A 22053-nucleotide genomic window follows, 5' to 3' on the forward strand; every position below is an offset into this window, starting at 1 on the left:
CTTCTGCGCCACTTTAGCCGCAAGCGCGTGGCGGATAAAGTCTTCTCACGCCCACCACAACCACACCGTTGGAGTACCGCTCATGACCAGCCTGGTCCGCAAGATTCCCGCCGCCCCATCGGCCATTGCCCTGATGCATTTCAGCAACCGTCTGACCTTTGAAACCGATTGTTCCGACGTCAACGCGAGCCAGCAGGCCGGTGACGTGGATTTTGTGCTGGTGGACGTGCGCGGTCCGCAGGCGTTCGAGCGCGGTCATGTGCCGGGCGCGATCAATCTTCCGGGACGACTGCTGACCGCTGAAGGGTTGGCCACGTGGGCGAAGTCCACGCTGTTCGTGGTCTATTGCGCCGGGCCGCATTGCAACGGTGCCAACAAGGCCGCAGTGAAGCTGGCGGCGCTGGGCTACCCGGTCAAGGAAATGATCGGCGGGGTGACCGGGTGGCTGGATGAAGGGTTTGAGTTGAGCACTGAGGTGCAACGGCCAGCCGCCATCGGCTGCGAATGCTGACGGTAGGAGCCGGCTTGCTGCGGCCGGCTCCTACAGATCTTTGGTCAATTGCCGGATACCGCCCACCAGTCATCCAGCGTCGCCTGCAACCAGCCAAAAACGGCGGCGTGGGCGGCGCTGTCCGGTTCTCCCCGTGGCAGCGGCGATTCCTCGGCAAAGTGCGCATTGAGCGTCGCCACCGACTCGGCATTCCATTCGGGGTGAAACTGCAAACCCACCCGCGCAGGCCCTGCGCGATACATCTGCTGCTGGCATTGATCGCTGCTGGCCAGCAGCTGCGCGCCGGGCGGCAGGTCGATGGCGTCTTCATGCCATTCCAGCACCTTCAAAACCTGACCATCGACAAAGCGCACGGGTATCCAGCCGGTTTCTGTCCGGTCCATTCGCCGCACATTCCCACCCAGACTCAGCGCCAACAACTGCGCCCCCAGACAAATCGCAAACACCGCCGCGCCCTGGTCCAGGCTGCGCGCCAGCCACTGGCGTTCGGCCTCCAGCCACGTGGGGCCGGCGTTGGACTCATAAGGACCTCCCAATAAAATCACCGGTTCCGCGCTCACTGGCGGCAGTTGACCAAGGTCGGCGCGCAAGACGTTCAGCGTCAATCCTCGGGAGGCAGCCCAATCGGCAATCGCGCCAGGACCTTCGGCGGGGTGGTGCTGGATCAGGTTCAACGTGCGAATCTCATCGTTCATTTAGCTCGCCTTTCTTATAAATATTTGTCGCCTATGCACAATTTACAGGCCTGAAGCCGCTCTAGACTGCCCGCCACTTCGGTCTTTTCCAATAAAAAAGCTCTGACCGAAAGCTACCAATCGAACGCTGCCAATAAAAGCCTCCGCCCACAGGAGTTATAAATGAAGAAGCTAGTGATGTTCGGTGCCCTGGCACTGTCGATGTTGTCCCTGACCGCTGTGGCCGAAGACGCCAAGCCGATCCGCATCGGTATCGAAGCCGGTTACCCGCCATTCTCGATGAAAACCCCCGACGGCAAACTCACCGGTTTCGACGTCGATATCGGCGACGCGCTGTGCGAGCAGATGAAAGTGAAATGTACCTGGGTCGAGCAAGAGTTCGACGGCCTGATCCCGGCGCTGAAGGTCAAGAAGATCGATGCAATCCTGTCGTCCATGACCATCACCGATGACCGCAAGAAAAACGTCGATTTCACCATCAAGTACTACCACACCCCGGCGCGCTTCGTGATGAAGGAAGGCACCGACGTGAAAGACCCGCTGACCGAGCTCAAGGGCAAGAAAGTCGGTGTACTTCGCGCCAGTACCCACGACCGCTTCGCCACTGAAGTGCTGCAACCGGCCGGCATTATCCTGGTGCGTTACGGCTCCCAGCAGGAAGCCAACCTGGACATGGTCTCCGGCCGCCTCGACGCGATGCTGGCCGACTCGGTCAACCTCGACGACGGTTTCCTGAAAACCGACGCGGGCAAAGGTTTTGCTTTTGTCGGCCCGACTTACGAAGACGCCAAGTACTTCGGCGGCGGTGCCGGTATCGCTGTGCGCAAGGGTGATAAAGAGCTGGCGGACAAATTCAACACCGCCATCACTGAAATTCGCGCCAACGGCAAGTACAAGCAAGTACAGGACAAGTACTTCGCTTTTGATGTTTACGGCGAGTAATTCAACCGTACAAGAAAGTGGCAACCGTGAATGCGGTTGCCACTTTTTTTTGTGCCGTGATTTACCCGGCCAACACATTTCCATTGCGGGCGCTGGCTTGCCAGCGCCTGCAGGTTTCGTGATCCTGAGCGTCGGTTTCGACAGGAGTTTCTATGCAACGCATCGACCACCCATTGCCCTGGAGCCACCTGGGCACCGAGCGCACCCTCAGCGTGTTTCGTTATGGCGCGGGCACACGCAAGGTTTACATTCAGGCCAGCCTGCACGCGGACGAACTGCCGGGCATGCGCACGGCGTGGGAGCTGAAAAAACGCCTGGCCGAACTCGAAGCTCAAGGCCAGTTGCAAGGCGTGATCGAACTGGTGCCGGTGGCCAATCCCATCGGTCTGGATCAGCACCTGCAAGGCAGCCATATGGGCCGTTTCGAACTGGGCAGCGGCAAAAATTTCAATCGCTCGTTCGTCGAACTCAGCGCGCCGGTGGGTGAGCTGATCGGCGATCAGTTGGGCGCCGATGCCCAAGCCAACATTGCGTTGATTCGTCAGACCATGGCTCAGGTTCTCGACGGTTTGCCTGCACCCAAGTCGCAACTGGAAGCCATGCACCGCTTGCTGCTGCGCCACGCTTGCGATGCCGACATCACCCTCGATCTGCATTGCGATTTCGAAGCGGCTATTCATATTTATGCATTGCCGCAACACTGGTCGCAATGGAAGTCCCTGGCGGCTCGGCTGAAGGCGGGCGTCGCGTTGTTGTGTGAAGATTCCGGCGGCAGTTCTTTTGATGAATCCTGTTCCTCACCGTGGTTGCGCCTGGCGAGGGCGTTCCCCGGGGCGGCGATTCCACCGGCCAACCTGGCGACAACGCTGGAGCTGGGCAGCATGGGCGATACCCGGGTCGATCAGGCCCAGGCCAACTGCGAAGCCATTCTCGGGTTCCTCGCCGAGCAGGGTTTCATCAAAGGCACCTGGCCGGCAGCACCGAGTGAATGTTGTGAAGGCATGCCTTTCGAAGGCACGGAATACCTGTTCGCGCCCCATCACGGCGTGGTCAGTTTTCTGCGCGAAGCCGGTGAATGGGTCGAGAAGGGTGATGCGCTGTTTGAAGTGGTCGACCCGTTGAACGACCGGGTGACCACCGTGCGCGCTGGCACCAGCGGCGTGTTGTTTGCCATTGATCGTGGACGCTATACGCAACCTGGGACGTGGCAGGCGAAAGTCGCGGGGCGCGAGCCGATCCGGGTTGGCAAACTGATCAACGACTAACCGAGATATATTTGGCGCTTCATAAGGCCTCATCGCGGGCAAGCCCGCTCCCACAGGAGAATGCGTTTCAAATGTGGGAGCGGGCTTGCCCGCGATGACGGCATCAGCAGCACCGAAAATCCCCCGGCTGGCTTCACAGTGTTAGGCTCTGCCCCGAATCCTGCGCTCTGTGAAGGAAGGTTTATGTTGAAGTTTCTCGCTCTGCTGACACTCCTGGCGTCCACCGCCGTCCACGCTCAAACCCCGCTACACACCGATCTGCCGCTCAAATACCTGGAGCAGGCCAACCCCGAATCCGTCAATCAGCCTCTGGTGATTTTCCTCCACGGCTACGGCAGTAACGAACACGACCTGTTCGACATCAAGGATGAGCTGCCGGCCCGCTACAACTACCTGTCGGTGCGCGCGCCGATGGTCATGGAGGAGGGCAGCTATCAGTGGTTTCGCAAGAAAGGTGAAGGCGCCTACAACGGCGAGACGGATGATCTGAAGGCCAGCGGCCAGGTGTTGCTGGATTTCGTCGCACAGGCTGCGAAGAAATATCACACAGAACCGAACAAGGTTTTCCTGGTGGGCTTCAGCCAGGGCGCGATCATGTCTTACGAGGTCGCGCTACGTCATCCCGAGGCCGTGGGTGGAATTGCCGCGTTGAGCGGGCGGATTCTGCCCGTGCTCAAGTCCGAGCTCAAACCCGATGAACAACGTCAGAAACTGCCGATTTTCATCGGGCATGGCACGGCGGACAAACGCCTTCCGTTCAACGACGGCACCGAGGCGGACAGCCTGTTGCAGCGTCTGTCACTCAAGCCTGACTTTCACGCCTACCCAGGCGTCGGTCACAGCATCAGCGGCACAGAGATGCAGGACTTGAGCGCCTGGTTGCAGCGTCTCAACCCCTGAGCCTTATTTGCCGGAAACGATCTGCTTGACCAGCGCTTCGTGGCCGGCATTGTCGCTGAGGCGGGAAATCACCTGAATCAGCGCCATACGCTTGCCCGAGGCGGCCATCAGCGTGGTGTCGAGGGTTTTGCCGCCGCCCTGGGTGGCGATGCTGTCGATCTGTCGCAGTCCCAGCCCGGTGCCTTTCTGCGTGATGCTTTTTTCGCTGAGCTTGGTGAAATCCGGCAATGCCTTGGCTTGGTGGGTGGCGAAGTCGGACGCCGTGGCGTCGAGGAACTCACCGTCGTTGTCCTTGGCGTTGACGCCGCCGGGGATGGTGTTTTCAGCGGCGATCACCACGGTTTTCGTGGTTTCGTTGGTGTACAGGGTGCCACTCGCACCGGTCGCGTCCGCCGGAAGCGGATTGGCAACAAAGCCCTTCGGCAGGGTGAATTTGAATTTTCCGTCCAGCATCGAGACGCTCTGTGCTGGCGCTGTCTCTTTGGCCGCCTGTGCATTCAAAGCCCCCAGGCTGGCAGCCATTGCCAGCAGCAGGACAACGGCTTTTTTACTCAACAGTGACATTCAAAATCTCCAGGGTGGTCTCGCGGTGGGGGGGCGATCATCCCATGGAGGTCGTGATGCATTCCAGCGTGGGCTAACGGACGGTCGGGCGGGGGAGTACCGTTCAGGTCACGTCTGCGTCCCTGTGGCGAGGCGAGCCCTCACCACAGGGGGCTGCAGGTCGCAGTGGCTTACTGCGCCTGGTTTTGCGGAAACAGATTGCGCCGGGTTTCTTCGTCGAATTCGGCTTTCAGCTCCAGTTTCTCTTTAAGACCCCGGGCACGCTGGGCGGCCGGGCGGGCGCTGACTTCATCGAACAGGCGCTTGACGTTCGGGTACGCCGCCAAACCGTTCTCGCCGAGGATGTACGGCGCGTAATTGGCCCAGCCCCACAGCGCCATGTCGGCGATGCTGTAAGTGTCGCCGGCCAGGTATTGATGGTCGGACAGGCGCTGATCGAGCACGCGGTAATGACGCTCGACTTCCTTGAGGTAACGGTTTTTCGCGTAGGGCAGGTCTTCCGGGGCGTGATGCAGGAAGTGCACCGCCTGACCAGAGAATGGCGACAGGCCGGTGGCGATGAACATCAGCCACGACAGCAGTTCGGCCTGGCCGGCAATGGAGGTCGGCAGGAAGCGCTGATGTTTTTGTGCGAGGTGCAGCAGGATCGCCTGGGAGTCAAACACAGTGGCGTCGCCATCGATCAGCGTCGGCACTTTGGCGTTCGGGTTGATCGCCAGAAAGGCTGGCTGGTGTTGCTCGCCCTTGAAGGTGTCGACGCCGATCAATTCGTACGGCGTTTGCAGTTCTTCAAGCAGCAGGGCGACTTTCATCGGGTTGGGCGAAGGGTGGAAAAAGAATTTCATGGTGGAGGCCTCAGTCAGTGGTGGGTCTGGAACTGAGGCTAATGGTGGGCGAAACCTGTTCGATTGACGTACAGGGTTGTTGTTCTACTTGTTCGATAAAGTTGAACGTGTTGTGGGCGTTGCTACAGGTTTGGCCAACAGGCGTTTGGTGATGCCGAGCATGGCTACGGACACCGCGACGCCCAGGCCAAAGGCCTTGAGACCCATGCTCGGCAAAGTCAGCGCCAGGACCAGGCAAAACGCGCTAAACGAATACATCCCGGTCGCCGTGGCCCGCAACAACGCTGCGGTAAACGCTGGACCGCGGGTTTGCTGGGAAAACACAGCCATCACGCTGCCCAGCACCGGGAACACCGCGAGCAAGCCGCTCCAGCGTTCACCGACGGTGCTGGCCAGCCAAGTGACCGCCAGGGTCAGCAGGGCGCCGGCAATCATGCGCAGCAACAATTTGTCGGACTTCGGCGCCGGCCCCGAGATGATCGGCTGCACATGGGGGAACAGGTACGGCGCCGCCAGCAACGCGGTCGCGGCGGCGATTACCGAGAACACCAGGGAGGGCGGGATCACCGACAGTGCAACCGCCGCCGTCGCCCAGACCAGCAGCGAAACCGTCAGCGCCCACGGCCATCCCGCCCGTTGGGCAACCTGGGCGTAGGTCACGCAAAAGGCAATCATCGCGAACATCGCGGATAACGCGGCGGTCGCCGATTGCGCGGCAAACACTTCACCTTGTTCGATAGCGAGGAAGAACAGAATCGGTCCGACCACCACTGGCAACCCCGACAGCCAACCGGCAACGCTCGGGCCCCAGCGTTTGCCCGCGAGGGAGATCAGTAAAAGAAACCCGGGAATGACCAGCAGTTTGAGCAGCAGCACGAAGGCGCCTCCGACCTGTGTGAGGCGGCAACGTTAGCATTGCCGAAGATGGATTGCTCTAGGGATTGTTGGTTTTTGTATACAAAGCTCAAGACTTGTACAGTCACACATTTTGCGTATAAGTTTCATCAATCATTCGCGCGCAATGGAGCCGATCATGACCCGAGCACGATCACCCCTGCGTCATAGCCTGTGGCTGTTGGCATTACTGGGCAGCCAAGCGTTGGCCAATTGGCAGGACTCGCTACCCGGTGCCCAGATCATTGGCACCGGCGAGTTCCGGATGTTCGGTTTCGATGTCTACAACGCCCGACTCTGGAGCGCCACGCAGCCGTTGGCGAGCGACCAGCCGTTTGCCCTGGAGCTGATCTATCAGCGCAGGATTTCCCGGGACGATCTGGTGCAGGCCAGCGTCGATGAAATCAAACGATTGTCGGGCACGTCGGTCAGTACCGGGCAACTCGCGGGATGGGAGGCGCAGATGCAGCAGGCGTTTGTCGATGTCCAGGCCGGCACCCGAATCACCGGGGTTTACTTGCCGGGGCAGGGCGCTCGCTTTTTTGTCGGCCAGCAGTTGCGGTACGAGATAAAAGACCCGGCGTTCGCCCGGGCGTTTTTTGATATCTGGCTCGACCCGCGCACCAGCAATCCCGAGTTGCGGCAGCAGTTGCTGGGTACTGCACAACCCTGAAGACCACAAAAGCAACGGCAACAGCAACAGCAAGGGCGGCGGTCTTTTGCGTTTGTCTGTACACCCAAAAGCGCGAAACGTCTAAGCTGCCCCTCCCGTCCGGTTTTTGGAATGTTTGCGTGAAATTCAGTTTGCCCAAAGTCGCCACTGCGCCTTTTTGTCCGCCGGAAGTGGCGGGCAGCGTTGCCGTTGACCCTCGCGCGTCATTTTTCAAACGGGTCCTGCGTTTCGCCGGCCCGGGCTTGTTGGTGTCCATCGGCTACATGGACCCGGGCAACTGGGCCACCGCCATCGAGGCCGGTTCGCGGTTTGGTTACAGCCTGTTATTTGTGGTGTTGCTGGCGAGTCTGGCGGGGATGGTGGTGCAGTGTTTGTGCTCGCGTCTGGGCATCGCCACCGGGCGCGATCTGGCGCAGTTGTCCCGCGAGCGCTACAGCACGCGGACCGCGCGCACCCAATGGGTGCTGGCGGAAATCTCGATCATCGCCACCGACCTCGCCGAAGTGCTCGGCTGCGCGCTGGCGTTCCATCTGCTGCTGGGCTGTTCGCTCAGCGTCGGCATTGCCCTCACGGCATTCGACACGCTGCTGGTGCTGGCCCTGCAGAACCGTGGCTTCCGCCGACTGGAAGCGATCATGCTGGTGCTGGTGAGCACCATCGGTGTGTGTTTTTTCGTTGAGTTGTTGTTGATCAAGCCCTATTGGCCGGACGTCGCACGGGGATTCACGCCGTCACTGTCGGCCATCGGCGATGCGGCGCCGCTGTACCTGGCTATCGGGATTCTCGGGGCTACGGTGATGCCGCATAACTTGTACCTGCACACCTCGATCGTGCAGACCCGGATGATCGGCAAGGACCTGGCCAGCAAGCAGGACGCGGTGAAGCTGGCGCGCATCGACACCATCGGTTCCCTGGCGCTGGCGCTGCTGGTCAACGCGGCGATCCTGATCCTTGCAGCGGCGGCGTTCCACAAGACCGGGCACACCGACGTGGTGGACATCCAGGACGCCTATCACTTGCTTGATCCACTGGTGGGCGGTGCGTTGGCCAGTGTGCTGTTCGGTGTCGCGTTGCTGGCGTCCGGTCAGAGCTCGACGTTTACCGGCACCATCGCCGGGCAAGTGATCATGGAGGGTTATCTCAATCTGCGGATTCCCTGCTGGCAGCGGCGGTTGATTACGCGAGGGCTGGCGCTGATCCCGGCGTTTGTCGGCGTGTGGCTGATGGGTGACGATGCGATTGGCAAGCTGCTGGTGTTGAGTCAGGTGGTGTTGAGTTTGCAGTTGCCGTTTGCGCTGTATCCGCTGATCCGGATGACCAATGACCAGAAATTGATGGGGCCGTTTGTGAATCGGTTGCCGACTCGGGTGTTGGCTTGGGGGTTGTTTACGGTAATCAGTGGGGCGAATAGCTGGTTGATCTTTCAGTTTTTCGGGTGACTGGTCTGGCCTCATCGCGGGCAAGCCCGCGATGAACGATAACGCGGTCTAGCGCTGAAACGCCTCAACCACAAAATCAATGAACACCCGGGTCTTGGCCGGCATCAGTGTCCGGCTTGGGTAATACAGCGAGATCGGCCCGGCATCGGCCTGCCAGTCCGGTAACAGACGCACCAGTTCACCGCGCTGGATGTGCGTGACGACATCGGGCAACACCAGCAGCGTCACACCCAGGCCGAGGATTGCGGCTTCACGCATGGCAGCCGGATCGTTGAGCACCATGTTTTCGTTCAGAACGGCGCGCTCTTCATGGCCCGCTCGATCATGCATCACCCACTGACGAATCCGCCCGGTGCGAATGCCGCGCATCACAATGCCGGTGTGTCCGGTCAGGTCGGCCGGCGTGCGCGGCAGCGTACGTCCCTCCAGGTAGGCCGGTGAGGCCACCGCGACGATATCCGCCGCCGCCAGCGTCCGCGAGATGACCCGCGGGGTCAATTCAAAGCCGCCGCCGATGGCCGCGTCATAGCCTTCGGCAATCAAGTCCACCTGGCGGTTTTCGAAGTGCCACTCCGGCCGGATCAACGGATAACGGGCCAGGAACTGCGGCAACAACGGCAACACATGACCGATGCCAAACGTCGGCGCCAGGCTGACCTTGAGCACACCCGCCGGTTCCCCGCGGTCACTGCTTACGGCACTGATCGCCTCTTGCAGCGCCTCCAGATTGCCGCCGATGCTGGCCAGAAAACCCTCACCGGCTTCAGTGAGCGACAGCTTGCGGGTCGAACGCTGAAACAACCGCACACCGATATTGCGTTCAAGCATCGCCACGTTGCGGCTGACCGCAGCGGGTGTCAGCGCCAGCAACCGTGCGGCGGCGGAAAAACTGCCTGTTTCAGCGCTGCGTACAAAAGATTCGAGGTTGGCGAGGGTTTCCACGGCTGGCACCTGCTATGAATACTTGAAAATCATTCAAGTCATTACCAGCTAATCAAGGGCTAATGGCAAGCGCAGTATTCACGCCAACGACAACCCCTTGGAGTGAATCACCATGAGTACTATCGGTATCATCGGCGCTGGCGCCATTGGCTCAGCGTTTGCCAGAGCCTTGTCCCGACAGGGCATCGAAGTCGTCATCGCCAACAGTCGAGGCCCGCAGACCCTGGCCGCCCTGGTAGCGGAACTCGGCCCGACGGCGCGTGCCGGCACCCGTGAAGAAGCGGCGGCCCAGCCGATCGTTCTGGTCGCGGTCAACTGGTCCAGGTTGCCGACAGCATTGGCCGGTTTACCGGATTTTGCCGGGCGGATCGTGATCGACGCCAACAACTCGATCGAGGCACCATCGTTCAAGGCTGTGGATTTGCAGGGTCGTACGTCCAGCGAAGTGTTCGCCGAATGGGTACCAGGGGCGCGGGTCGTCAAGGCGTTCAATCACTTGGCGGCGCGCTTGTTGGAGAGTGATCCGACGGCGGAGGGTGGTCAGCGGGTGCTGTTTGTGTCGGGCGATGATGCCGAGGCGAAAGCTCAGGTAGGCGCGTTGATTGAGCGATTGGGCTTCTTCGGGATCGACCTTGGGGAATTGAGCGTCGGCGCACGACTGGCGCAGTTTCCGGGTGGACCTTTGCCGGTATTGAACCTGGTGAAGTTCGGTTGAAAGCCGGGCACAAAACCGGTTTGTGGCGATGAACGCAAATCTGTAGGAGCCGTCTTGCTGGCTCCTACAGACATGCTCCCTCGCTAAAGCGGGGGGTGTTGCCAGACTGCGCGGATCTTCGTGGGTCCCCGCGCCGTCTGTTGAACGCTTTAAGCTCGTGCGATCGCCAGTGCCACGCCCTGACCACCACCGATGCACAGGGTGGCGAGGCCTTTTTTGGCGTCACGCTTGATCATTTCGTGCAGCAGAGTCACCAGCACACGGCAGCCCGACGCACCGATCGGGTGACCGAGGGCGATGGCGCCACCGTTGACGTTGACCTTGTCCAAGTCCCATTCCAGGTCCTTGGCCACCGCCAGGGATTGCGCGGCAAAGGCTTCGTTGGCTTCGATCAGGTCCAGTTGGTCGATGGACCAACCGGCCTTGCTCAGGCAACGGCGCGTGGCCGAGACCGGGCCGATGCCCATGATCGCCGGGTCGACGCCCGCGTTGGCGTAGGCAGCGATTGTAGCCAGTACCGGCAGGCCCAAAGCCTTGGCTTTTTCCGCGCTCATCAGGATCACGGCGGCGGCGCCGTCGTTCAGCGAAGAGGCGTTACCGGCGGTCACCGAACCGTCTTTCTTGAAAGCCGGTTTCAGTTTGCCCAACGATTCGGCGGTGGTGCCGGCGCGTGGCTGCTCGTCGGTGGCGAAGGACAGCGGGTCGCCCTTGCGCTGCGGAATCAGGATCGGAGTGATTTCATCGACAAAACGCCCGGCTTCGATGGCGGCCGTGGCTTTCTGTTGTGAGGCCGCCGCGAAGGCGTCTTGTTGCTCGCGGGTCAGGCTGTACTTCTCAGCCAGGTTCTCGGCGGTGATGCCCATGTGGTAATCGTTGAACGCATCCCACAGGCCGTCGCTGATCATGGTGTCGACGATTTGTGCGTGACCCATGCGCAGACCGGTGCGTGCACCGGGCATGACGTAGTTGGACAGGCTCATGTTTTCCTGGCCGCCGGCAATGATCACGTCGGCATCGCCGCAACGAATCGCCTGGGTCGCCAGGTGCAAGGCCTTGAGGCCCGAACCGCAGACCTTGTTCAGGGTCATGGCCGGCACGGTGAACGGCAAGCCAGCCTTGATCGCGGACTGACGCGCAGGGTTTTGCCCGGCGCCGGCGGTCAATACCTGGCCCATGATCACTTCATCGACTTCAGCCGGGTTCAGGCCGGTTTGCGCCAGCAACTGACGGATCACCGCAGCGCCGAGGTCTACGGCGGACACATTGGCCAACGAGCCCTGGAAGCTGCCGATGGCAGTACGGGTGGCGGCGACAATGACGACTTCTTGCATGGAATGATTCCTCACTGGGCAGCGAACTGCATTTCCGGCACGTGATCAGGCACGATCAGTTTGCCGGCGGTCTTGGCGACGATTTCTTCAACACTGACGCCGGGTGCACGTTCCTTGAGAATGAACGCGCCGTTTTCGATTTCAAGATAAGCCAGGTCCGTCAACACTCGCTTGATGCAACCGGCGCCGGTCAGCGGCAGGCTGCATTGGGACAGGAGTTTGGACTCACCGTCCTTGGATGCGTGGGTCATGATGACGATGATGTTGTCTGCGCCGGCCACCAGGTCCATGGCGCCGCCCATGCCTTTGACCAGCTTGCCGGGGATCATCCACGAGGCGATGTTGCCTTGCACGTCGACTTCAAAGGCGCCAAGGACGGTCAGGTCGACATGACCACCGCGAATCATCGCGAAGGACTCGGCCGAGGAAAAGATCGACGCGCCGGTACGCGCGGTCACGGTTTGTTTGCCGGCGTTGATCATGTCGGCATCGATGGTTTCTTCAGTAGGAAAAGGTCCCATGCCGAGCAGGCCGTTTTCCGACTGCAGCATGACTTCCATGCCTTCGGGAATGTAGTTGGCGACCAGGGTCGGAATGCCGATGCCCAGGTTTACGTAAAAGCCGTCCTGCATTTCGCGGGCGACGCGTTGAGCCATTTGTTCGCGAGAAAGTGCCATTGTTGTTATTCCTTCATTCGGTCCGGGGGCAGGGGATCACTTACGCACGGTGCGCTGTTCGATGCGCTTCTCGAACGTGCCGCAAATGACCCGGTCGACGTAGATGCCAGGGGTGTGGATCTGCGCCGGGTCCAGCTCGCCGGGTTCGACGATTTCTTCGACTTCGACCACGGTGATCTTGCCGGCGGTGGCCGCCAGCGGGTTGAAGTTCTGGGCGGTGTGGCGGTAGATGACGTTGCCGAAGTGGTCGGCTTTCCAGCCTTTGACGATGGCGAAGTCACCGGTGATGGATTCTTCCATCAGGTACTTGCGACCGTGAAATTCGCGCACTTCCTTGCCTTCGGCGACCGGGGTGCCAACGCCGGTGGCGGTGAAGAAGGCCGGGATGCCGGCGCCGCCCGCACGCATTTTTTCAGCGAGGGTGCCTTGCGGGGTCAGGACGACTTCGATTTCGCCTTTCAGCAGTTGGTCTTCGAACAGTTTGTTCTCGCCAACGTAGGAGGCCACTACTTTTTTGATCTGCCGGTCTTCCAGCAGCACGCCGAGGCCGAAACCGTCGACGCCGCAGTTGTTGGAAACCACGGTGAGGTCGCGGGTGCCTTTGCGTTTGATCTCGGCGATCAGGTTTTCCGGAATGCCGCACAGGCCGAAGCCGCCGGCGATCACGGTCATGCCGTCTTCAAGACCTGCCAGAGCTTCCTCGTAGGAACTCACGCGCTTGTCGAAACCTGCCATATGCACCTCTTTTATTCTTTGTGGGCGGCTGGCTAGCCGTATGGGATGAAGTGTCTCGCCGGGTGATTGATTTGTTAAGTTGATTTTTAAGGTTGATTGATAGATAAAACTCACCAATCAAGTGCTCGTACTACGTTGGAGACACCGGTCATGACAGTCAAGCAGATCCGCGCCTTTCTGGCCGTGGCCCAGAGTTTGAGCTTTGCCGTGGCCTGTGAACGGTTGCACCTGTCGCAATCGGCGCTGAGCCTGACCATCAAGGCCCTGGAAGAAGGCCTTGGCGGACGCCTGTTCACCCGCAATACACGAAACGTGGCGTTGACCGCCGAGGGTGAATCCCTTGTGCCGTTGGCCCGGCGCCTGATCGCGGACTGGGATAACACCGAAGACGAACTGCGCCAGCGTTTCACGCTGCAGCGCGGGCGCGTGACGCTCGCGGCGATGCCGTCGTTTGCCGGCAACCTGTTGCCGTCGATCCTGAAAACTTTTCGCGCGCGCTATCCCAAGGTTAACGTCACGGTGAATGACGTGATCAATGAGCAGGTGCTGGAAATGGTGCGGGATCGGCAGGTCGAGTTGGGCGTAGCGTTTGAACCGACACAAAGCTCATCGCTGCAATTCACGCCGTTGTACCGGGACCGGTTTGTGGCGGTCGTGCCGTTAGATTCGCCTTTTGCAGAACGCCAAGACATTGATTGGCAGACGTTGCTTGAAGAGCCTTTCATTACCTTGCAGCGACCGTCGACGGTGCGGGTGATGCTGGAAGAGCATTTGCAGGCGCGAGGGATGAAGTTGCCGGTGGAGTTTGAAAGCCATCAGTTGGCGACAGTCGGGAGAATGGTCGCCAGCGGCCTGGGGGTGAGCGCGGTGCCGGCGCTGTGTGTCGGGCAGATGCGCGAGTTGGGCGCGCGGTGTATGACCTTGCGCGACCCGGTGGTGGAGCGGGCGATCGGGGTGTTGACCAAACCTGGGGTGGAGTTGTCGGCGGCGGCGCAGGCGTTGTTCGATATTCTCAAGGAAGAAAATTTCGACCAACGCCTTGCCCTGTGAAACCGCAGAAGTCCGAGTGAGGTGCCGTGGCTAGTTGCCGTCGGCGACCTTGCGTTCTATCGCGTCTGTTTTTTGCTTGAGCGTTTCGGCGTCCTGCTCTTTGGTCCGGGTAGAGGACGGAGTAAGGGTTTCATCGACCGTTTCGGCTTCACGGTCTCTGTCCTGTAAATCCCGTTCGACCACATTCACCGGTTTGCCCGACGAATCAGTCGGAGGAGCGTTTGACGGTGCCTGCGAGTCGAGTGCGTTATCACGGTCATCATTGTTCATGTCGTGTCCCTCTGTTGGCCTACACATTGGATGCGACGGGTACCGGCGAGTTCGAGATTTTTCGCCCGCAAACGCTCAATGGTCAGGTCCGGTCTACTGACGCTGAGCCGCCGCCCGTTGCCTTCGGTCGGGCGTGCTGAACCGGCGCTGTTTACCGCGGCCCCATTCAGAAATGACTTCGGATGACGCCGCCATGAATTCATTCAGAAACCTGCTGACGACGGCCCAGGCGCGCAAACTGTGCGCCCTGGATGCCTGGCACCGTGCGTTCGAAAACAGCTCGCTGCGCCGGGAGTGTCCGGATGCTTATCATGAGGAACTGCTGCGACAGGCTGATGAGATGGATCGCCAGGGAATCATTGATTGGCAGGAGTGGCGGGCGTTGCGCAAGCAGGGCGACGAGGCTTACTTGCGTGCGGTCGCCGGGGAGGATTACCACGGGTCGGTGGCGCCTGCGACTTGATGAGCAGAGCGGGATTGGAGCGTAAGCCCCAATCCCGTCCGTTCTACTTTTTAGCTACTTTTTAGCAGCCGACAACGCTGGGGTTCGAGGCGGGATTATGCGCTTGCTCCCCGTCGACTCAAACGCCGACGCGAAGCGAAGCAGCGTCGAGTCGTCGTAGGCGCGGCCGGCAAACGTCAGCCCGACGGGCATGCCGATGTCCGGCATCACGCCCATCGGCACAGTGACTGTAGGCACCCCCAAATGCCGGATGGCGAGGTTGCCGTTGGCCACCCAGATGCCGTTGCTCCAGGCGATGTCCGCAGCGGCCGGGTCGACATCGGCATTCGCCGGCGCAACGTCGGCCACTGTCGGGAACAGCACCGCGTCGAGCCCGAGCCGATCCATCCAGTCTTCGAGGTCGATGCGACGGGTTTTTTCCAGTCCGCGCAAGCCATCAGGCAGTGTGGTGATCTGGTCCCACGGCGTGATGCCGCGCTCGGCCATCCGCACGTATTCGTCCATGCCCGCGACCAGGTCGCCTTCGCGGTTGGGCAGGGTTCCAGGGTCGTGGGGGAATATCAGCGGCCCATCGACATCGACCAGACGGTTCAATGTCGGGTCGCCGTTGGCCTGCAGGAAATCATTGAATGCCCAGGCCGTCAGGTCCCACAACTCATGATGCAGGAACTCTTTCGACACCAGGCCCCGGGTAAACACCGTCGGCGCACCCGGACGATCACCTTCGCAATTTGTGACCAGCGGGAAGTCGACTTCAATCACTTCGGCACCCGCTGCTTCAAGTGCCTTGCGGGCTTCTTCCCAGAGGCCGATCACCGATGGACGCGTGTGGATGCGCTGCCCCGTCGGCCCACCGATTCCCGGTGCGTCGCTCGTGCCTGCGTCGGGATCGGCGTTGATGTACATGCGCGGCACGCCGAGGCGTTTTCCGGCGAGTGCTTCGGCGTTCGCGGCAAGTTCGGCGTAGGAGGCAGGGCGCACCGAGGCGACGCTCGGGATCGGCACCCAGGGTTGCAGACGCCACAGATCGCCACGGGTGTCGGGATCTTCCGCCACCACCACGTCAAGCACTTCGAGCAGGTCGGCCATGGTTCTGGCGAAGGGCACGACGACATCCATGGTCGGCGTCAGCGGCCAGTTGCCGCGCACCGAAATCACCCCGCGCGACGGCGTGTACGCGCACAAGCCGTTGTTCGAGGCCGGCCCGCGACCGCTCGACCAGGTTTCTTCCGCGAGGCCGAAGGCCGCGAAACTGGCGGCGGTCGCCGTCCCGGCGCCGTTCGACGAACCCGAGGCGAAAGGGGCGGTGAGGTAGTCAGCGTTGTACGGGCTTTCGGCACGGCCATAGACCCCGCGCTGCATGCCGCCGTTCGCCATCGGCGGCATGTTGGTTTTGCCCAGGCAGATCGCACCCGTGGCGCGAAGCCGTTCGATGGTGAACGCATCGCGATAGGCAATCAGGTGGGCGAACGCGGGACTGCCAGAGGCGGCGGTCAGCCCTTTGACCAGATAACTGTCTTTCGCGGTGTAGGGAATGCCATCGAGCGGCCCCAGCGTTTCACCTTTGGCTCGACGGGCATCGGACGCCCGCGCTTCATTCAGTGCCTCGGGATTGTGCACCACCACTGCGTTGAGCGCGGTGGAGGTGTCTGATCCGTCGTAGGCATCGATCCGGGCCAGGTAAGCCTGGACCAGTTCGACCGCGGTGGTCTGGCCGGATTCGAGCGCCGCGCGCAGTTCGGCAATGGACACTTCAGTGACTTCGATCATGCGCTTACCACCGGCTGCTGAGGGGTGACGGAGTGAATGTTTCCATCACACCGGGGCGTTGGCTCAGGGGCATCACTTTTCTCAAAAGGGGTTCTCATATCCGTTCTCGTTGCACTGCATTACGCGACAGCCTGCTATTTAACACCAAGTTGGGCCCGATAGAGTTGTCGATACGCGCCAACCAGTTGATCCAGGGTGAAAGCGCGATTGCGGCCACTCGGGTTGGGCAGAACCCAGACCGAGGCGTTAGCGAATGTCGGCGACTGAAGCCCCCAGGCAACGTCGCGTTGGCCGGATAGCGCGCAATGAGCGGCTTTGCCGAGAAAAGCCACATGTATTGGTTGACTGGACAAACACTGTTGACGGATTTCACATGAATCCTGAACCCACAATCCCGGACAGCCCACGATCGGTAGGCGCCGGCTTGCTGGCGATGGCATCGGTAAAACCGCCATCGCCGGCAAGCCGGGCTATTACAGATTTTTGGATGAGCCCACAATCCTGGGCAGATGTCGCTCCGGTTAAACCAGGTTGATCACGACGTCGATGTTGTCACGGGTCGCTTTCGAGTACGGGCAGGTCTGGTGCGCGGCATCCACCACTGACCGTGCGACAGCAGGGTCCAGGCCGGGAAGGCTGACGTTGAGGCGCGCCTGCAGGAAAAAGGCGTTTTCGGTCTTGCCCAGGTCCACTTCGGTATCGACCGACACGTCAGTCGGCAAGGTCACTTTCAACGCGATGGCTGCCTTGCCCATGGCGCCGATGAAGCAGGCCGACCAGCCAGCAGCCAGCAGTTGTTCGGGGTTGGTGCCACTGCCGGAAGAGCCGGGGGCTGAAAGCTTGATGTCCAGACGGCCGTCGTCACTTCGCGACTCGCCATTACGGCCCCCGGTTGTGTGGGTCTTGCCGGTGTAAAGCACGGTGTCGATTTGATTGATCATGGCGGTTCCTGCTGAGAGGGGTGGGCTCTTCTACGTCGGTGTCATCGGAGCGTGTCTTAGCGTCCGATGTGGCCCACTTTTTCACTTCCATGTAGCGCGGATGTGTCCTGATCCGGCGCTTGTGTAACGCGGTGTAAGATCACCGCGCAAAAATACACGCCGATACAAATCGAGCACCAGAAACCTCCTGGAGCGAGCTTGTTCCCACAGGAAAAGGCTTCACCCCTGTTTGTTCAACGCCGCCTCAGTCGCAGCGATTTCCGCCTGGCGCCTGATGATCAAGTCGCCCGTCGGCGGCCCCTGAAAACGCCGCGCTTCGAAACCGAACCAGACGATGGCCGTCAGCACCAGGAAGCCGATGGTGATGTACAGCGCCCAATCATTCGGTGGCTGAATGCCGATGACGAAGATCACCACCATCGAGAGCACCGAGAGCACAGCGAATAAGGAGAACAACCCGCGCCCCATGTTCCACGGCCCCATGGTCGGCCACTTCGCAGTTCCATAAGTGAACAGGCCCAGCACGATGGGAATGATGAAAGAGAAGAACAGGAAAATCACCGTGCACGAGACCACGATGGTGTAGACCGGCGTTGCCCCGATCGAGATGACCGACGAGCCCCAGTCGAACAACACGGCCAAGGTCGCGCCGGTCCAGATGGCGGCCACCGGGCTGCGATATTTCGACGAGACCGAGGCCAGCGCTTTCGAGCAGGGCAGGCCGCCGTCACGGGAAAACGCGAAGATCATGCGCGACACGGAGGTGACGGTCGCCAGGCCGCAGAGAAACTGCGAGATGAAAATCGCCACGTATAGAGCCAGTTTCAGGGTGGGGTTCACCTGGGCATTCATGGCCCAGAAGAATACGTTCCAGCCTTGTTTCGCCGCTTCGTCCATGCTCGGCAGCATCAGCACGAACGAACTCAGCATCACCCAACCGAACAGCAACGACCAGATCACCGACATGACCATGCCGCGCGGCACCGACATGGCCGCATTGCGGGTTTCTTCGGAGGTGTGCGCCGAAGCGTCATAACCGGTGATGGTGTAGATCGGCAACAGCAGGCCGAGCATGAATACCCAACTGTTCGACACCTGTGGCCAGACACTGCCACCGGCTTCACCGGAATAGTTGCCGAAGGTCCACAAACGGGCGAACTCATAACTCGGGGCCGAGATCAGGCAGACAACCGTCAGCGCGAGCGCCGTGGCGAAAATCAGGTAGCCCGAGAAGTCGGTGAGTTTCGCGGTCAGGCCGATGCCCAGATGGTTACACAAGGCCTGGATGCCGGTCAGGATCGCCAGGAAAATCACCCTCACCGTGGTGGTGTCTTCCATGCCCAGCGCCGGTCCGAAGGCACCGAAAAAGAAGTAATAGGTGCCGACATTGATCGCGCCGAGCACCGTGACCAGTCCCAGCAGATTGAACCAGGCCGTCAGCCAGCCGGTGAAGCGGTTACCGAGAATCGAACCCCAGTGATAGAGACCGCCAGCGGTGGGGTAGGCCGAGGCAATCTGCGCCATGGCCAGGGCGAACACCCCGGAGATCAGGCAGCCGATGGGCCAGCCGATGCCGATCGCCGCACCCCCAGCGCCCGAGGTGCCCTGGGCCAGTGAATTGATACCGCCGGAGAGGATGCAGATGATCGAAAAGGAAATCGCGAAGTTGGAGAAAACCCCCATTCGTCGCGACAATTGCTGGGCATAGCCCATGCTGTGCAGCACCTTGACGTCATCGTCGTGCGCGTCGGTGCCGGGCTGGCTTGCTGGGTTCATGCTGTGTACCCCATCAGGTTTTGATTCAATCCATTGGCGTTTGCGCAATGGGCTGGTCTTCAACACCTTGTCGTACTGCTCCTTTTACCCATCTAAACGCGGCCGTGATAAGCCGCGTCGAAAATGCTCGCCACCCCAATCCTGGTCAATGGCAGGGGATTGCCGCTGGCCGAGGGATCGACAATCGCCATGTCCGCAATCAGGTCGGCCTGCTGGTCATCCACGCCCAACTCAACCAGCGTATGCGGCACGCCGATGTCTTTGCGCAGCTTGAGAACGAAGGCCAGAAAACTGTCGAAGCCGGGGGAGGGCAGCCGCAGATAAGCCGCGAGACGAATGATGCGTTCCTCGATGGCCGGGCGATTGAACTGCAACACATACGGCATGAACGTGGCGTTGGTCATGCCGTGATGGGTGTCGTACAGCGCGCCCACCGGATGCGAGAGTGCGTGCATGCCGCCCAGGCCTTTCTGAAATGCAGTGGCACCCATCGCTGCAGCGGCGAGCATTTGCGCCCGCGCCTCAAGGTCCGAAGGGGTGTGCACGGCGCGCACCAGGGCATTGGCCACCAGGCGCATGCCTTCCACCGCAATGCCGTCGGCCAGCGGGTGAAAACCGGGGGCGCAATACGCCTCCAGGCAATGGGCAAACGCATCCATGCCGGTGCCGGCAGTCACTTTTGCTGGCATACCGACGGTAAGTACCGGGTCGCTGATGACCACCCGCGGCATCATTTTCGGGTGGAAGATGATGCGTTTGGTGTGCGTGCGTTCATCGATGATCACCGCCGCGCGGCCGACCTCGGAACCGGTTCCCGCCGTGGTCGGCACCGCAATGACCGGGGCGATGCGGCTGTCGTCGGCGCGGGTCCAGTAGTCGCCGATGTCTTCGAAATCCCAAACGGGTCGGGTCTGCCCGCTCATGAACGCGATGAGTTTGCCCATGTCCAGGCCGCTGCCACCGCCGAAGGCAACCACGCCATCGTGCTGGCCGGCGCGCCAGGCTTCGAGCCCACCGGCCAGGTTGGCTTCGACCGGATTGGGCTTGAGGTCACAGAACAGCGCGACGCCAAGGCCCGCGGCGCGCAAGGCATCTATCGCCGCCGTGGTGATCGGCGCGCGCCCCAGGCCGCTGTCGGTGACCAGCAACGGGCGCTGGATGCCCTGACTGCGGCAGACCTCGGCCAGCTCGGCAATACGCCCGACACCGAAGCGAATGCTGGTGGGGTAGTTCCAGTTTCCAGTCAGTTTCATGGCCTACACCTCGTGGCGCAGATGAAAGGATTTGGCGCGGGTCAGGTGCTCGTAACCCAGACGCGACAGCGTGACGCCGCGTCCGCTGTGCTTGACCCCGGTCCAGGCCAGCGCCGGGTCGAGGTAATCGCAGCGGTTCATGAATACGGTGCCCGTGGCGATCTCGTTGCCGAGACGTTCGGCGGCGGCGAGATCTTGGGTCCACAGGGAGGCGCTGAGTCCGAACTCACTGTCGTTCATCAAGGCGATGGCTTCGTCGTCGCCAGTCACGGGCATGATGCCGACCACCGGGCCAAAGCTTTCGTCGCGCATCACTGACATGCGATGGTTCACATCCACCAGCACTTGAGGCGCCAGGTAAGCGCTGCCCGGTGCATCGGCGGGAAAAGTTTTCGGATCGATCAACGCTCTGGCGCCCTCGGCCAGCGCGTCGGCAATCTGTCCGCGAACAAAATCAGCGGCGGCCGGCGAGACCATCGGACCCAGCGTGGTGGCTTCGTCCAGCGGGTTGCCCAACACGTACTGGCGAGTCAAATCGGCGAAGCGCTCGACGAAGGCGGGATAGATTTTCTCGTCCACATAGATGCGCTCGACCGCGCAGCAGCTTTGCCCTGAGTTGAAGAAGCTGCCGTCCACCAGGTTTTCCACGGCGTGTTCGAGGTTGGCGTCGGCGCGAACGTAGGCCGGGTCTTTGCCGCCGAGCTCCAGGCCCATGCCGATGAAATCTGTGCTGGCTGCTTGTTGGACTTGCAGGCCAGCGTCCACCGAGCCAGTGAAGTTCACCTGTTGTATGTCTCCGGTGACGATGGCTACTGCGGTACTGGCATGACTGAGCAGCAGGTTCTGGAACAACCCTTCAGGCAGATTGGCTCGGCGAAAAGCTTCAGCGAAACGCTCGCCGACCAGCAGGGTTTGCGATGCATGCTTGAGGATGACGCTGTTGCCCGCCATCAACGCGGGAATAATCGTGTTGACGGCGGTCAGATAGGGGTAATTCCACGGGGCGATCACGAGCACCGTACCGAGCGGCTCGCGAGTGATGTAACGCCGAAAACCCGCGACCGGTGCGGGCTCAACGGCTGCAAGCGCTTCAGGCGCAATAGCGATCATGTGCCGGGCTCGCTCTTCGAAACCGCGCAGTTCGCCAGCGCCAAAACGCACCGGTCGACCCATTTGCCAGGCCAGCTCCGGCACGATTTCATCTTTCATGGCGAGCATCGCGTCCACGGCGGCACTGCAAAAAGTTGCGCGCTCGCTCAGTGGTCGGCGCTTCCATTGTGCCTGGGCAGTTGCAGCCGCCTCAAGCGCCTGAAGGAGCCGGACCGTATCTGTTTGTTGGCGCTCGACGTACACCCGGCCATCGACCGGAGAAGTAAGCTGAATCTTCGCAGTCATGGTGTGC

The 22053-nt window shown here is 60.9% G+C and carries 23 protein-coding genes and 1 pseudogene; 9 read left to right on the forward strand and 15 right to left on the reverse strand.

The window, feature by feature from the left end:
- The first annotated feature begins 82 nt into the window (after positions 1-82).
- Positions 83-511 carry a rhodanese-like domain-containing protein gene (locus Q7W83_RS07845; protein WP_150653190.1) on the forward strand — a complete coding sequence of 143 codons (429 nt, stop codon included), beginning with the start codon at positions 83-85 and terminating at the stop codon, positions 509-511.
- 44 nt (positions 512-555) lie between these two features.
- On the opposite strand, the gene Q7W83_RS07850 is transcribed toward Q7W83_RS07845, so the two are convergent.
- Positions 556-1206 carry a type 1 glutamine amidotransferase gene (locus tag Q7W83_RS07850; protein ID WP_412071774.1) on the reverse strand — a complete coding sequence of 217 codons (651 nt, stop codon included), beginning with the start codon at positions 1204-1206 and terminating at the stop codon, positions 556-558.
- A 162-nt stretch (positions 1207-1368) separates the two neighbouring features.
- Here Q7W83_RS07850 and Q7W83_RS07855 point away from each other — a divergent pair, with 162 nt between their 5' ends.
- The 3 genes from Q7W83_RS07855 (at position 1369) to Q7W83_RS07865 (ending at position 4313) form a co-directional block, all read left to right on the forward strand.
- The gene (locus tag Q7W83_RS07855) at positions 1369-2148 is read left to right on the forward strand and encodes an ABC transporter substrate-binding protein (RefSeq protein WP_150631503.1); all 780 of its coding nucleotides are present in this window, start codon (positions 1369-1371) and stop codon (positions 2146-2148) included.
- Positions 2149-2300: 152 nt separating this feature from the next.
- Positions 2301-3413 carry a M14 family metallopeptidase gene (locus Q7W83_RS07860; RefSeq protein ID WP_150639328.1) on the forward strand — a complete coding sequence of 371 codons (1113 nt, stop codon included), beginning with the start codon at positions 2301-2303 and terminating at the stop codon, positions 3411-3413.
- 183 nt (positions 3414-3596) lie between these two features.
- The gene (locus Q7W83_RS07865) at positions 3597-4313 is read left to right on the forward strand and encodes an alpha/beta hydrolase (protein WP_150639329.1); all 717 of its coding nucleotides are present in this window, start codon (positions 3597-3599) and stop codon (positions 4311-4313) included.
- A 3-nt stretch (positions 4314-4316) separates the two neighbouring features.
- On the opposite strand, the gene Q7W83_RS07870 is transcribed toward Q7W83_RS07865, so the two are convergent.
- The 3 genes from Q7W83_RS07870 to Q7W83_RS07880 all read right to left on the reverse strand — a co-directional run bounded on the left by Q7W83_RS07870 (position 4317) and on the right by Q7W83_RS07880 (position 6598).
- Positions 4317-4877 carry a DcrB/PsbP domain-containing protein gene (locus tag Q7W83_RS07870; RefSeq protein ID WP_150631506.1) on the reverse strand — a complete coding sequence of 187 codons (561 nt, stop codon included), beginning with the start codon at positions 4875-4877 and terminating at the stop codon, positions 4317-4319.
- A 170-nt stretch (positions 4878-5047) separates the two neighbouring features.
- Complete coding sequence (locus tag Q7W83_RS07875; protein ID WP_150631507.1) at positions 5048-5722, reverse strand: glutathione S-transferase family protein; 675 nt, start codon at positions 5720-5722, stop codon at positions 5048-5050.
- A gap of 84 nt (positions 5723-5806) precedes the next feature.
- Entirely contained in the window at positions 5807-6598 is a 792-nt protein-coding gene (locus Q7W83_RS07880) for a hypothetical protein (protein WP_150631508.1), read from the reverse strand.
- A 157-nt stretch (positions 6599-6755) separates the two neighbouring features.
- Here Q7W83_RS07880 and Q7W83_RS07885 point away from each other — a divergent pair, with 157 nt between their 5' ends.
- Together Q7W83_RS07885 and Q7W83_RS07890 are read left to right on the forward strand one after the other, a co-directional pair.
- Complete coding sequence (locus tag Q7W83_RS07885) at positions 6756-7289, forward strand: chalcone isomerase family protein (protein ID WP_150639330.1); 534 nt, start codon at positions 6756-6758, stop codon at positions 7287-7289.
- A 119-nt stretch (positions 7290-7408) separates the two neighbouring features.
- Complete coding sequence (locus Q7W83_RS07890) at positions 7409-8728, forward strand: Nramp family divalent metal transporter (RefSeq protein WP_150631510.1); 1320 nt, start codon at positions 7409-7411, stop codon at positions 8726-8728.
- A gap of 48 nt (positions 8729-8776) precedes the next feature.
- Here Q7W83_RS07890 and Q7W83_RS07895 read toward each other — a convergent pair whose 3' ends face one another.
- Positions 8777-9670: a LysR family transcriptional regulator gene (locus Q7W83_RS07895; protein WP_473655879.1), complete on the reverse strand. Its 894-nt coding sequence runs from the start codon at positions 9668-9670 to the stop codon at positions 8777-8779.
- A 112-nt stretch (positions 9671-9782) separates the two neighbouring features.
- On the opposite strand from Q7W83_RS07895, the gene Q7W83_RS07900 reads away from it, so the two are divergent.
- The gene (locus tag Q7W83_RS07900) at positions 9783-10385 is read left to right on the forward strand and encodes an NADPH-dependent F420 reductase (protein WP_150653197.1); all 603 of its coding nucleotides are present in this window, start codon (positions 9783-9785) and stop codon (positions 10383-10385) included.
- A 149-nt stretch (positions 10386-10534) separates the two neighbouring features.
- Here the strand turns inward: Q7W83_RS07900 and Q7W83_RS07905 are convergent, their stop codons facing one another.
- Genes Q7W83_RS07905 through Q7W83_RS07915 form a run of 3 tightly spaced genes read right to left on the reverse strand, consistent with a single transcriptional unit; the run spans position 10535 to position 13128 of the window.
- Positions 10535-11716, reverse strand: coding sequence for an acetyl-CoA C-acetyltransferase (locus Q7W83_RS07905; protein ID WP_150631513.1), 1182 nt, complete (start codon positions 11714-11716; stop codon positions 10535-10537).
- Between the two features lie 11 nt (positions 11717-11727).
- Positions 11728-12393, reverse strand: a complete 666-nt coding sequence (locus tag Q7W83_RS07910; RefSeq protein ID WP_008026717.1) for a CoA transferase subunit B — start codon at positions 12391-12393, stop codon at positions 11728-11730.
- A 36-nt stretch (positions 12394-12429) separates the two neighbouring features.
- Positions 12430-13128 carry a CoA transferase subunit A gene (locus tag Q7W83_RS07915; RefSeq protein WP_008026716.1) on the reverse strand — a complete coding sequence of 233 codons (699 nt, stop codon included), beginning with the start codon at positions 13126-13128 and terminating at the stop codon, positions 12430-12432.
- Between the two features lie 150 nt (positions 13129-13278).
- Here Q7W83_RS07915 and Q7W83_RS07920 point away from each other — a divergent pair, with 150 nt between their 5' ends.
- On the forward strand, positions 13279-14178 hold the full coding sequence (locus Q7W83_RS07920; RefSeq protein WP_150631514.1) for a LysR family transcriptional regulator: 900 nt from the start codon (positions 13279-13281) through the stop codon (positions 14176-14178).
- A gap of 30 nt (positions 14179-14208) precedes the next feature.
- On the opposite strand, the gene Q7W83_RS07925 is transcribed toward Q7W83_RS07920, so the two are convergent.
- Complete coding sequence (locus Q7W83_RS07925; protein WP_150653198.1) at positions 14209-14448, reverse strand: hypothetical protein; 240 nt, start codon at positions 14446-14448, stop codon at positions 14209-14211.
- A gap of 193 nt (positions 14449-14641) precedes the next feature.
- Here Q7W83_RS07925 and Q7W83_RS07930 point away from each other — a divergent pair, with 193 nt between their 5' ends.
- Positions 14642-14911 (forward strand): hypothetical protein, encoded by a 270-nt coding sequence (locus Q7W83_RS07930; RefSeq protein WP_473655880.1) that lies wholly within the window; start codon positions 14642-14644, stop codon positions 14909-14911.
- 54 nt (positions 14912-14965) lie between these two features.
- Here Q7W83_RS07930 and Q7W83_RS07935 read toward each other — a convergent pair whose 3' ends face one another.
- From Q7W83_RS07935 to Q7W83_RS07960, 6 genes and pseudogenes are all read right to left on the reverse strand, one after another.
- Positions 14966-16681: an amidase gene (locus Q7W83_RS07935; protein ID WP_473655881.1), complete on the reverse strand. Its 1716-nt coding sequence runs from the start codon at positions 16679-16681 to the stop codon at positions 14966-14968.
- Positions 16682-16815: 134 nt separating this feature from the next.
- Positions 16816-17022 (reverse strand): annotated as a pseudogene (locus tag Q7W83_RS07940) (uracil-DNA glycosylase family protein); the annotation flags it as partial.
- Between the two features lie 180 nt (positions 17023-17202).
- Complete coding sequence (locus Q7W83_RS07945; protein ID WP_150653200.1) at positions 17203-17622, reverse strand: organic hydroperoxide resistance protein; 420 nt, start codon at positions 17620-17622, stop codon at positions 17203-17205.
- 219 nt (positions 17623-17841) lie between these two features.
- Complete coding sequence (locus Q7W83_RS07950; RefSeq protein WP_150639335.1) at positions 17842-19398, reverse strand: amino acid permease; 1557 nt, start codon at positions 19396-19398, stop codon at positions 17842-17844.
- Positions 19399-19490: 92 nt separating this feature from the next.
- Positions 19491-20651 carry an iron-containing alcohol dehydrogenase gene (locus Q7W83_RS07955; protein WP_150631520.1) on the reverse strand — a complete coding sequence of 387 codons (1161 nt, stop codon included), beginning with the start codon at positions 20649-20651 and terminating at the stop codon, positions 19491-19493.
- Between the two features lie 3 nt (positions 20652-20654).
- A complete protein-coding gene (locus tag Q7W83_RS07960; protein WP_150639337.1) occupies positions 20655-22046 on the reverse strand; it encodes an aldehyde dehydrogenase family protein in 1392 nt (463 codons plus the stop codon).
- Between the last annotated feature and the right edge of the window lie 7 nt (positions 22047-22053).

It is taken from the genome of Pseudomonas sp. 300 (genome assembly GCF_055803035.1).

Coding starts and splice junctions, on each gene's coding strand:
- Q7W83_RS07850 (WP_412071774.1), bottom strand. CDS start 1,206: ATGAACGATGAGATTCGCACGTTGAACCTGATCCAGCACCACCCCGCC.
- Q7W83_RS07905 (WP_150631513.1), bottom strand. CDS start 11,716: ATGCAAGAAGTCGTCATTGTCGCCGCCACCCGTACTGCCATCGGCAGC.
- Q7W83_RS07935 (WP_473655881.1), bottom strand. CDS start 16,681: ATGATCGAAGTCACTGAAGTGTCCATTGCCGAACTGCGCGCGGCGCTC.
- Q7W83_RS07865 (WP_150639329.1), top strand. CDS start 3,597: ATGTTGAAGTTTCTCGCTCTGCTGACACTCCTGGCGTCCACCGCCGTC.
- Q7W83_RS07885 (WP_150639330.1), top strand. CDS start 6,756: ATGACCCGAGCACGATCACCCCTGCGTCATAGCCTGTGGCTGTTGGCA.
- Q7W83_RS07900 (WP_150653197.1), top strand. CDS start 9,783: ATGAGTACTATCGGTATCATCGGCGCTGGCGCCATTGGCTCAGCGTTT.
- Q7W83_RS07950 (WP_150639335.1), bottom strand. CDS start 19,398: ATGAACCCAGCAAGCCAGCCCGGCACCGACGCGCACGACGATGACGTC.
- Q7W83_RS07845 (WP_150653190.1), top strand. CDS start 83: ATGACCAGCCTGGTCCGCAAGATTCCCGCCGCCCCATCGGCCATTGCC.
- Q7W83_RS07870 (WP_150631506.1), bottom strand. CDS start 4,877: ATGTCACTGTTGAGTAAAAAAGCCGTTGTCCTGCTGCTGGCAATGGCT.
- Q7W83_RS07960 (WP_150639337.1), bottom strand. CDS start 22,046: ATGACTGCGAAGATTCAGCTTACTTCTCCGGTCGATGGCCGGGTGTAC.
- Q7W83_RS07915 (WP_008026716.1), bottom strand. CDS start 13,128: ATGGCAGGTTTCGACAAGCGCGTGAGTTCCTACGAGGAAGCTCTGGCA.
- Q7W83_RS07955 (WP_150631520.1), bottom strand. CDS start 20,651: ATGAAACTGACTGGAAACTGGAACTACCCCACCAGCATTCGCTTCGGT.
- Q7W83_RS07925 (WP_150653198.1), bottom strand. CDS start 14,448: ATGAACAATGATGACCGTGATAACGCACTCGACTCGCAGGCACCGTCA.
- Q7W83_RS07860 (WP_150639328.1), top strand. CDS start 2,301: ATGCAACGCATCGACCACCCATTGCCCTGGAGCCACCTGGGCACCGAG.
- Q7W83_RS07945 (WP_150653200.1), bottom strand. CDS start 17,622: ATGATCAATCAAATCGACACCGTGCTTTACACCGGCAAGACCCACACA.
- Q7W83_RS07910 (WP_008026717.1), bottom strand. CDS start 12,393: ATGGCACTTTCTCGCGAACAAATGGCTCAACGCGTCGCCCGCGAAATG.
- Q7W83_RS07875 (WP_150631507.1), bottom strand. CDS start 5,722: ATGAAATTCTTTTTCCACCCTTCGCCCAACCCGATGAAAGTCGCCCTG.
- Q7W83_RS07920 (WP_150631514.1), top strand. CDS start 13,279: ATGACAGTCAAGCAGATCCGCGCCTTTCTGGCCGTGGCCCAGAGTTTG.
- Q7W83_RS07855 (WP_150631503.1), top strand. CDS start 1,369: ATGAAGAAGCTAGTGATGTTCGGTGCCCTGGCACTGTCGATGTTGTCC.
- Q7W83_RS07930 (WP_473655880.1), top strand. CDS start 14,642: ATGAATTCATTCAGAAACCTGCTGACGACGGCCCAGGCGCGCAAACTG.